This is a genomic window from Elusimicrobiaceae bacterium (assembly GCA_028700325.1).
GTDB lineage: Bacteria > Elusimicrobiota > Elusimicrobia > Elusimicrobiales > Elusimicrobiaceae > JAQVSV01.
Window position 1 is genome coordinate 9,528 of record JAQVSV010000039.1, and the last position, 8,309, is coordinate 17,836.

An 8,309-nucleotide genomic window follows, 5' to 3' on the forward strand; every position below is an offset into this window, starting at 1 on the left:
CCTTTGGGCGCGCAAAACCTGGTTATTCCGTTTCTGAAAACAAAAAAAGGACCGTTATTAACGGTCCTTTTAAAGCTGGTGCGCCCAACAGGAATTGAACCTGTATCTCTAGCTCCGCAGGCTAACGCTCTATCCGTTGAGCTATGGGCGCGGTATATTCATATTCTACAAATTTTGCGGTCTGTTTTGGAAAAAATTTCACCGGTCCGGCGGAATCTTTCCCGCCGGACCGGTGTCTCACGTCTGATTGATTATTTGAGGTGTTTGGCGAGAAACTTGTTCATGTCGAACATGCTGACCTGTTTCTTGCCGTCAAAGATAACTTTCAGCTTGTCGTCGCTGTTGATCATCCGTTTGTTCTTCGCGTCCTGCAGATTGTTCTTTTTGATGTAAACCCAGATTTTCTTTACGACTTCTGTCCGGGCGAGCGGTTTGTCGCCGATGACCGCCGCGAGTTCAGCGCTGGGCTGAAGGGGTTTCATGAATTTTTCGTTTGCTTTTGCCATTTTGTGCTTCCTCCAGGTGATTTTACAAATACCACTAAATTCAGCTGCCGCTGTTTTCCGTACACACCGGCCCCGCATTGCATATTTCCGCGGAGCAGCCGGTTTTGAACTTTTCGAAGTTCTTTACGAACATATACGCCAGTTCCCGGTATTTCCGGAAATACTCTTCCCGGTCTTTCCACAGGTTGGCCGGTGTCAGGATCTCGGACGGCACACCCTCGCATTCTGTGGGGATGTCAAATCCGAAAACGCTGTCCTTTGTATATTTTACATTATCCAGACGCCCGTCAAGCGCGGAATTTAACAGCGCACGCGTGTTTTTTATGCTGATCCGCTTGCCCACGCCGTACGGCCCGCCGGTCCAGCCGGTGTTGACCAGCCAGCATTTTACGCCGTGCTTGAGCATTTTTTCCTTCAGCAGTTCGGCGTAAAACGACGGGTGGTGCACCATAAACGGCGCGCCGTAACACGCGCTGAACGTGGCGGCCGGCTCTTTCAGCCCGATTTCGGTGCCGGCAACCCGCGCGGTATAGCCTGATACAAAGTGGTACATCGCCTGCTCCACCGACAGCCGCGAGATGGGCGGCATGACGCCGAATGCGTCGCAGGTCAGCATCACGATGTTTTTCGGGTGCCCGCCCTTGTTGTCGGGCACGGCGTTTTCTATGAAATCCAGCGGGTAGCAGGCCCGCGTGTTTTCCGTTACCGACGCGTCGTTAAGATCGAGAATGCGGGTCGCCTGATCGAACACCACGTTCTCGATCACCGTGCCGAACCGCCGCGTGCAGGCATAGATCTGCGGCTCCGCTTCAGCCGAGAGATTGATGACTTTGGCGTAGCAGCCGCCCTCATAATTGAAAACGCCTTCGTCATTCCAGCCGTGCTCGTCGTCGCCTATCAGGCCGCGCGCGGGGTCGGCCGACAAGGTGGTCTTGCCGGTGCCCGACAGCCCGAAAAACACCGCCGTATCGCCTTGCCTGCCGATATTGGCCGAGCAGTGCATGCTCATTATCTTTTTCAGCGGCAGCAGGTAGTTCATTACGGTGAAGATGGCTTTCTTGATCTCGCCGCCGTAGGCGCTGCCGCAGACAAGCACCATGCGCCGCGCGAAGCTGACAAAAATCGCGGTTTCTCCGCCGCTGCCGTCGGTTTCCGGATCGGTTTTCATGGCGGGCAGCGCAATCACCGTAAAGTCCGGCTTGATTGCGTGCAGTTCTCTGGCTGACGGGCGGATGAAGATGTTGTTCACAAAAAGGTTTTGCCACGCGTATTCGTTGATCACGCGCACGGCGAGCCGGGAATGCTCGTCGGAACCCACATAGCAGTCCCGCACGAACACGTCACGGTTTTCCAGATAGCCCTGGATCTTCAGAAACAGCCGGTCGAATTTCTCCGGTGAAACCGCCACATTGTCCTTGTTCCAGTAGATCTTGCCGCTGGTTTCGGGTTCTTCCACGAAAAATCTGAATTTCGGGCTGCGCCCGGTCGTCTTGCCGGTGAACACGGCAAATGCGCCGCCGGTCACGATTTTGCCTTCGTTGCGTCTGATCGCCTCTTCCGCCAGTGCTGGAGCCGAAAGGTTCCAGTACTGCCTGCCGGTGTTGGCGATGCCTAGGGTTTCAAGTCCGTGTTTGCTTTTTGGGGTTGTCATTACCAAGTCCTCGTATATTTACTGCCGCCGATAGTGATGTCGCTCGGTGAACCGGGGTCCAGCGCCCAGCGGATGCGCCGGATGCCTTCGATAATACCATTTTCAGGCCCGCAATAACTTATCCGCAGGTGGCCCTCCATGCCGCTGTGCGCGCCCGGAATGGTTACCACTTTCGCTTTCTCCAGCAGAAACTGCGCCAGCTCCACGGAATTTGTATTGTAGAAACTGAAATCCGGCAGGCTGTAGAACGTCCCTTTGGGCACGCGCAGTCTGACACCTTTGATGTGCGCCAGCTCTTCCACCAGAATATCGCGTTTATGTTTCAGACCCGCGTTAAGCTGCGCGACGAATTCCGGGCCGCCTTCCAGCGCCCCGATTGCCGCCGCCTGCGACAGGTCCGACGGGCAGGATGTCGTCTGGCCCTGAATATTGGCCATTACTCTGACCAGTCCCGGGTCCGCCACGGCCCAGCCGATCCGAAAACCCGTCATGCCATAGGTTTTTGAAATGCCGTTGACGATTACCAGCTGGGCGGGATTTTTCGCGTATTTGAAAGCGGAAACAGGCGGCACCGCGTCGAACACCAACTCACGGTAAATATCGTCCATCACAAGGAATATACCGCGCGCCTGGCACAGCTCGATTACGCCGCGCACGAACTCCGGCGAATAGGCGTGCCCGGAGGGATTGTTGGGGCTGTTTAAAAGAACCGCTTTGGTGCGGGGCGTGAGAGCGGAGTCCATCTCTGACACGGCGGGCTCGAAACCGCCGTCCGCCGGGGTCACTATTACCGGCACCGCACGGCACATCCTGACCATTTCCGGGTAGCTTACCCAGTACGGCGCGGCGAAAACCACTTCGTCGCCGGGATCAAGCACGGCGAACAGGAAATTGTACAGCGACTGTTTCGCCCCGCCCGATATGAGGATGTTTTCCGGGTTCGCCTCATGCCCGTAAGCGCGCAGCGTGTAATCCGCCACGGCTTTTTTAAGCGACGGGGTGCCGCCCACGGCGGTATACTTCACCAGCCCGGAATTGATTTTTTCGAGCGCCGCGCTTTTGGCGGCGGGCGGCATTTCGCCCGCAGGTTCGCCGCCGCCCAGATGGATGACGGGTTCGCCCGCGGCTTTCATCTGTTTGGCCTTGGCGTCCAGCGCAAGGGTGGGTGAGCTTATGATGGCTTTTGCCAGTTCGCTTATGCGGTTCATTAATATTCTCCGTATTCCGTGCCGGGGTTTCTGCGCGACTCGGCCAGTTTTGAAATTTCCCGCGCGATGTACAGTATCCGGCCGCTGGTTTTTTCGATATCGGTAACGCCTACTTCCAGCGGCCACCAGTCGGTTTCCGCGCGGTTGGGCGAGAACTTCCGGCGCGCGAATTTGAAAACGGAATTGAATTCTTCCATTGCCGAATTTACCGCGCGCGCCCGGTTGGCGAACCGGCGGATCGCCAGCTCTGACCCGTCCGGCAGGCCCGCCGCGCTCAGCCGGTGACCCAGTGCGCCCGCCGCCTGCCAGAACGCGCCGCTGCGTTGCGCGTATTCTTTGACCGCGGCGGTGAATTTCGCGAAATCAGACTGGAAACTTTCGTCCCGGACCGCAAGCCCGCGTTTCTGCTGTTTCGCTATCGTTTCGGCCCGGCTGCCCAGTGCTTCAAGCGAGCCGGTCAACGAAAAAATTTCGCTTTTCAGCTTGTCCAGCTCGCGCGACATCGTTTCAAAATCGGCGAATTCCATTATAATATCTCGCGCAGCAGTTCCGGGCGCGGCTGCGGGATGACCACCCGCTCGATCAAAAGACCTTTTTTCCCGGCTTCTTTCGCGCCCGCTCCCACCGCCGCCTCCACCGCCGCCACCGTGCCGGTGAGGCTCACGAACGCCTTGCCGCCCAGCGCCATGGCGAGCCGGATTTCAAGAAGCGTGACTTCCGCGGTTTTCGCCGCCGCGTCCGCCGCTTCGATCAGCGCGGAAACCGAAAAACATTCGATAAGGCCGAGCGCGTCCATCCCGCACGGCTCCACCGTGCCGGCCAGTGCGGGAAACACGCCAGGATGCACGTTCGGGATAATAAAATTGTCCACATGCGCGTGCGCGGCTTTGGCCACGCCGGCGTTTACCGAGGCGGTCACCTCCGCCACTCCCCCCGCCACCAGCGCGACGTATTTGCCCGGGCAGACCGTGCGCGACAGGATCAGCTCGACCGGCGCGGTTTTTAGCATCGCATCGGCGGTTTCAAACCCTTTTGCGATGCTGCTCAGTTCCACTCCCCCGATGGCGTTGTTCATGTACCCGCTCCTACGATTCTATATCAATATACAGCGCTGTCACCGCGGTCACCGTGCCCGTGATGGAGGCGTGCAGCGGCACGCCCAGCTTGTCGGCCGGCACGTCCGCGATCTTCTGGCCTTCGGCCACTTTCGCCCCGACCGTTATTTCCGGCACGGCTGGTGTTCCTATATGCTGGTTTAAAAGGATCCGCACTTTACCGATCGGGCTGGGCAGCCCCGTCAGGCGTGCTTCGTTTTTGTACTGCTCAAGCCCCAGCCGTTTCACCAGCCTTGAAACGGGAGTCTTGCGGTACTCGCGCATCGGATGCACGCCCAGGCCCGTGCAGGCGGCGGCTCTGGAATTTTTCACGGTTACGCCCGATTCTCTCAGCTCCGCTTTTGCCGACACGCACATATTGCGCGGATCCAGCCCTTCCGGGCAGGAATACAGGCTGCAAAGCGAGCACTCGCAGCATAACAAGCCGCTTTCGCTGGCCGCGCTGCGCGAACCGGCCGAGGAAAACAGCAGGCTCCGCATCACCTTGTGCGGCTCGACATTGTAGCCCAGCAGGTTGCGCGGGCACAGCATGGTGCAGTAAGAACACTGGTCGCATGCGCTTTTGGCGTGCCGGGAATAGACCGGGTGATCCGCCGCTTTCCTTATGATCAGATCGTGGGTTTTCGGCAGCACGATAATCCCGGACGTGGTTTTGGTGACCGGAGTTTGCGGATCCAGCGTTACCTTCCCCATCATCGGGCCGCCGTCAATATAGGCGGGATCGGCTATTGCGGTTCCGCCCGCCGCCGCGATAAGGTCGGCAAACCGCGCCCCGATCGGAGCGCGGAACGTGGCGGGCCTGCGCACCGCGCCCGTTACGGTTAAGAAAGTATGGGTTACCGGGCCGTCCTGCGCCATGTTGAGGCAGGTTTCCACGTTGTTCACGATCACGCCCACGTCGGGCGGAATTCCGCCCGGCGGGATGCGCCGCCCGGTCAGCTCGTAAACAAGGCAATATTCGTCGCCGGCGGGATAGAAATCGCCCAGCTGTCCGACCGTGATTGCCGGGTGCGCGGCAACCGCTTTTTCAAGCAGCGCGATGGTGCCGCGGTGTTTCTTTTTTATTCCGATAACGGCTTTTGCCGCGCCGGAATGTTTTAGCAGGAGCGCGAACCCGGCAAGCACCGTTTCGGTATGGGTTTTAAGCAGTTCGATATCTTTGTGCAGAAGCGGCTCGCATTCCGCCGCGTTCATCAGCACGATTTCGGCCCGCGCGCCGGCCTTGACATAGGCGGGAAAACCCGCGCCGCCCGCACCGACCACGCCGGTTCGCCTTAAGGTATCGGAAAAGCCGCTCATATATGCTTCATATTACAATTTTTACCGGGTTGGGAACAGGTGGGGCAGCCGGACAGCGCGGACTGTCATGATCCGGGCCGGCTGGCCATCCGGACCCGGCAGGCTCAGTCGGCGCGAGGGCGGGCGAGGATCAGATCAAGCGCGGCCGCGCAATAAGCCAGCGCCGTTCCGTAATTGCGCAGCGCGGCGCGGCAGTAGCGTTCCTGCGCGCCTTCCGCGGCGGTTATCGCGGAAAGAATGGAATTGGCGACGCTCAGATCGAACACGGTCTCGGCGCACTCGTCCCGCTCCAGCATTCGCGGCGCGGCGTTGGCGAGCAGCGCGTTCATGCCCGCCAGCGTGGCGAACAGGTGCACCCGCGAATTATTCCGGCCGCGTTCGGCCAGTTTGAACCTGCGGCCCCGGTTGAGCTGCGCTATGAATCCGCGCAGCAGTTTCGCGGCGGCGGGATCGGCGTTTTTTTCCGGCTCCAGCCGCACCGGAATGGTGTGCCCGCAGAACTCGCCCAGCAAAACGGAAAACTGGCCGGCCAGATGCGGCGCGCGTTCATTGAGCGCGCGGTGCTGCGCCAGCGCCGGTTTCGCTTCGGCAAGCAGCGGATAAAGCACCCCGCCCGCCGCGTCGGACAGCATGAGCGCGTGACTCAGGCTTTCGATTTCCCGGCCTGACACGCCGTACTGGACCAGCTCAAGGCACCGCTCCATTTCATTCGCGCGCAGCTGCTCGCGCAAATAAAATTTTACCGATTTCACTTCGCTGCCCGGCATCTTGCGCTGCATGCCGGCGATGCCGGTGAGCGCGATTTCGGCGAGCGGCAGCAGCGACCCGAAAAATTCCTTCTCCTTTTTCGTCAGCCGCCCGAACCCCGCGCCCCTGCGCGCCGCCAGATACAGCGTATGCCGCGCCAGCACCTGCGCCCGCCGTTCGATAACCTGGCGCGCGCTGAAAATGCCGGCTATCCGTTCAACACCCGGCGAACGCGCCGCGTCCAGCGGAAAAATGCTTTCAAAATGATCTTTTTTCACACATGGCTCCCGCTTCCATTAAAACTTCAGCCCGAACAGTTCCGCGCCTTCCCGCAGAACCCGCTCCAGATGTTCCGCGCCCAGAAACGACTCGGCGTACAGTTTGGCTATCGGTTCCGTTCCTGACAGCCGCGCCAGCACCCACGCGTTCCGAGTGTACACTTTCACACCGTCGGTATCGCGTATTTTTACGATCGGTTCGCCCGCCAGCTCTCTGGCGCCGGCCAGTTTTTGCGCGTCAAGCGCTTTGAGCCGGGCGCGGGTTTCGTCCGTTACCGGCACATCGGTGCGCCGGTAGCGGGGCGTGCCGTACTCGGCGGTGAGTTTGTTGTAAAGCGAGGAGATGTCCTGCCCGGTTTGCGCGGTGATTTCGGCGAACAGCATGACCGCGTAGATCCCGTCCTTCTCGGTCGTCCAGCCGTAGGCGGACAGCCCGGCGCTTTCCTCGCCCGCCATAACGAATTCGCCGGCGTCGAGCCCTTTGACGAAATGCTTGAACCCCACGTCGGATTCGTAAACCGAACGGCCGTATTTTGCGGCTATGCGGTCTAGCAGATGGGTGGTGCCTATCGAGCGCGCCGCCTTGAGCGTTTTCGGCCAGGCGGGCCGGTGCGTGAGCAGATAGTCGAGCGCGACGCACAGCGCGTGGTTGGGATTGATAAGCCCGCCACGCTCGGTAGCCACTCCGAACCGGTCCGCATCCGGGTCGGATGCGCCGGCGAACTGGTAAGTGCCGGCTTCGACAAGCTTTAAAAGCGGGCGCATGGGATATTGCGACGACGGGTCCATCCGGATTCTGCCGTCATGGTCGCGCGGAATGAATCCGAAAGTCGGATCAACGGTGCTGTCGGCCAGAGTGACGTTGCGCAGCGCGAACTGCCGCTTTATTTCGCGGTAGAAAGGAAGCGACGTCCCGCCCAGCGGATGTATCCCGATCGCCACGCCGCTTTCGCGGATGGCGGCGAAATTTATTTCGCGGGCCAGCCGGTCGAGATACGGCGACATGAGATCGGCGTTGAGCACCAGCCCTTTGTTCACCGCTTCAGCCAGCGGCATTTCGGTGATAAGCGCGGGGTCGGCAAGACATTCGTTGGCGTAGTTCTGGATGCGCGCGGTGGTTTCCGAGTCCGCCGGACCGCCGTGCGCCGGATTGTATTTAAGGCCCATGTCGGCCGGCGGGTTATGGCTGGCGGTGCCGTTTAACCCGGCGGCTGCGATGCCGAGCCGGATGACGGCTGAAAAAACCGGAGTCGGCAGCGGCATATCCGGCAGAATAACCTTCAGACCGTTGCCGGCCAGCACGCCGGCGCAGATTTCGGCCGTCACGCCGGCCATCAGGCGCGTGTCGCCGCCCAGCACGACCGGGCCGGCCAGATTATCTTCCTTGTGCAGCCGCGCCACGGCCTGCGCTATCGCCCTGGCGTGCAGCGCGCAAAACCCGGCGCCCAGTTCCCCCCGGTGGCCGGAAGTGCCGAACTTTACCGGCGCGGGCTTTTCGGACGGGT

Annotated in this window: 8 protein-coding genes and 1 tRNA gene; all 9 read right to left on the reverse strand. The window is 60.0% G+C overall.

The genetic code is table 11. From position 1 onward, the window contains the following. Positions 1 to 76: 76 nt before the first annotated feature. Positions 77 to 151, reverse strand: a tRNA-Arg gene (locus PHW69_06275). A 100-nt stretch (positions 152 to 251) separates the two neighbouring features. After that, a complete protein-coding gene (locus tag PHW69_06280) occupies positions 252 to 506 on the reverse strand; it encodes an SWIB/MDM2 domain-containing protein (GenBank protein ID MDD4004795.1) in 255 nt (84 codons plus the stop codon). A gap of 40 nt (positions 507 to 546) precedes the next feature. Further along, positions 547 to 2,157 (reverse strand): phosphoenolpyruvate carboxykinase (ATP), encoded by a 1,611-nt coding sequence (pckA, locus tag PHW69_06285; protein ID MDD4004796.1) that lies wholly within the window; start codon positions 2,155 to 2,157, stop codon positions 547 to 549. Beyond that, the gene (locus tag PHW69_06290; protein ID MDD4004797.1) at positions 2,157 to 3,365 is read right to left on the reverse strand and encodes a pyridoxal phosphate-dependent aminotransferase; all 1,209 of its coding nucleotides are present in this window, start codon (positions 3,363 to 3,365) and stop codon (positions 2,157 to 2,159) included. The genes pckA and PHW69_06290 overlap by 1 nt, the downstream gene beginning before the upstream one ends. After that, the gene (locus PHW69_06295) at positions 3,365 to 3,892 is read right to left on the reverse strand and encodes a hypothetical protein (GenBank protein ID MDD4004798.1); all 528 of its coding nucleotides are present in this window, start codon (positions 3,890 to 3,892) and stop codon (positions 3,365 to 3,367) included. Before PHW69_06295 ends, PHW69_06290 begins: the two co-directional genes overlap by 1 nt. Beyond that, positions 3,892 to 4,440 (reverse strand): BMC domain-containing protein, encoded by a 549-nt coding sequence (locus PHW69_06300; GenBank protein ID MDD4004799.1) that lies wholly within the window; start codon positions 4,438 to 4,440, stop codon positions 3,892 to 3,894. Before PHW69_06300 ends, PHW69_06295 begins: the two co-directional genes overlap by 1 nt. Positions 4,441 to 4,450: 10 nt before the next feature. Further along, positions 4,451 to 5,779 (reverse strand): SLBB domain-containing protein, encoded by a 1,329-nt coding sequence (locus PHW69_06305; GenBank protein ID MDD4004800.1) that lies wholly within the window; start codon positions 5,777 to 5,779, stop codon positions 4,451 to 4,453. Positions 5,780 to 5,883: 104 nt separating this feature from the next. Further along, positions 5,884 to 6,804: a hypothetical protein gene (locus PHW69_06310; protein ID MDD4004801.1), complete on the reverse strand. Its 921-nt coding sequence runs from the start codon at positions 6,802 to 6,804 to the stop codon at positions 5,884 to 5,886. A gap of 18 nt (positions 6,805 to 6,822) precedes the next feature. Next, positions 6,823 to 8,309: hypothetical protein (locus tag PHW69_06315; GenBank protein ID MDD4004802.1), on the reverse strand; the 1,487-nt coding region annotated here is incomplete at its 5' end.